The organism is Thioalkalivibrio sp. ALE21, assembly GCF_003208255.1.
GTDB lineage: Bacteria > Pseudomonadota > Gammaproteobacteria > Ectothiorhodospirales > Ectothiorhodospiraceae > Thioalkalivibrio > Thioalkalivibrio halophilus.
This window is the reverse complement of sequence record NZ_QKMA01000044.1, coordinates 1-1,638: the sequence shown is the minus strand read 5'-3', so window position 1 is coordinate 1,638 and position 1,638 is coordinate 1. Positions and strand designations below refer to the sequence as shown.

Sequence of the window (1,638 nt, the reverse complement as noted above, 5' to 3'; positions counted from 1 at the left end):
TATCTCCTCTGGCTGGCTGGTTGGTCGCACTCCCATTCCAGCCGGATACGCCGCCTTCCTCAATCCCCCCCGTACACCACTTTCGACAGTAACTCATCACGAATTCCTCGCCCCCGATGCGACCCATGAGATCGGTGTCGCGCAGCAGCTTCAAACAGCCCTGTGTGAACTGGCGCAGGGCTTCATCCCCTTGGGCGTGACCGTACCGGGTGTTGATCGTCTTGAAGTGGTCGATGTCCAGGACGAGCAGCGAAAGCGGGCGGTGATGGCGGTGAGCCCGTTCGATTTCATGCTGGGCCTGCTCGAAGAGGGCCCGGCGGTTGGCGATACCGGTCAGGGGGTCGGTGTAGGCCGCCTCGCGCCAGTACTGTTCGAGTTGCTTGCGCGGCGTGACGTTGACCGCGACCCAGAGGACCACCGGCTTTGAATGATCGTAGCTGGGCAGCGGAAGGGCCCGGCCCTCGAACCACTGCTCGGCCTGGTGGTGATCGTTGTCCCGGACGGACGGAGGAAGCAGCGTCACATCGGCAACGCATAGTTGATACTCCAGCGTTTGCATCTCCCCGGTGTGGAGGGCTTGCTGCACGTGGGTCATGCAAGCCTCGGCGACCGCTGGAGGAAGGGCATCTGCGAGCGTATAGCCTTCCAGCGACTTGCCGCTCGCGTACATCGCCTCATTGGCCCCGCCGATGACCTTCACGTACAGGCCGTCTTCGTCGAGCACGAAGGAGATGTCGGGTAGGGCCTTCAGGAGCGTGAGGAGCTGATCCCGCTCCGCCTTCAGGGCGGCGATCGTGGCAGCTTGTGTCGACTCTTGAATGTCATCCATGTGGCGCTCCTTGGCCTCTGCAATCCGTGCGACTACGTGTTGGCGGTCTTGGGTCAGGCGAAGCCTGCGCGGCGTGCGCCCGTACCCGGCTTGATGCGATGCTCGCCGACCAGGGCGTTGGCCAGTGCCTGCAAGGTGAGGCCTGCGCGAGGCGTGCCCCGGCGCGAGTGGCCTCGCACCACTGTCGCGAAGTCGCCGGGAGTGAGGCCGTCGAGTCGGCGCACGACCGCGTGAGCGGTATCGATTGCGGCGCGATCGTCTGCATCGCTTGGCTGCAGTCGCGAGATAAGCTGATCGAAGAGCTGTGCGCGCTGCTGTTGATCCAATGAGCGCAGTTCCAGCTTGTGGTCGAAGCGACGCAGCGCGGCCGGGTCCAGGGCCTCCAGGAAGTTGGTGGCGCACATGAGGATGCCGTCGAAGGCCTCGATCTGAACCAGCAGTTCGTTGGTTCGTGTGGTCTCCCAGGATTGCCGGGCCTGCGACCGATCCGTCAGGAAGCTGTCGGCCTCGTCCAGCAACAACGCCGCACCTTCCTTGCGTGCCTCCCGAAAGGCCCGGGCCAGGTTCTTCTCGGTCATCCCCACGTACGGCGAGATCAGTTCCGAGGCGGTGCGCTTGCGCAGCGGGCGGTCGGCTTGTTCGGCCAGATGATGAGCCAGTGCCGTCTTGCCGGTGCCTGGCGGGCCATAGGCCAGCAGGGTGCCTTGCCCACCTGCGGAGTTACTGTCGAAAGTGGTGTACGGGGGGGATTGAGGAAGGCGGCGTATCCGGCTGGAATGGGAGTGCGACCAACCAGCCAGCCAGAGGAG

2 protein-coding genes are annotated in these 1,638 nt (G+C 64.3%); both read right to left on the bottom strand.

Going from position 1 to position 1,638, the window contains the following annotated elements:
- A partial coding sequence (locus D893_RS13675; RefSeq protein ID WP_246863942.1) for a sensor domain-containing diguanylate cyclase occupies nucleotides 1–829 on the bottom strand: 829 nt, incomplete at its 3' end.
- Between the two features lie 53 nt (nucleotides 830–882).
- Nucleotides 883–1,638, bottom strand: a 756-nt coding sequence (locus D893_RS13670) for an ATP-binding protein (protein ID WP_246863941.1), incomplete at its 5' end; no start/stop codon positions are given.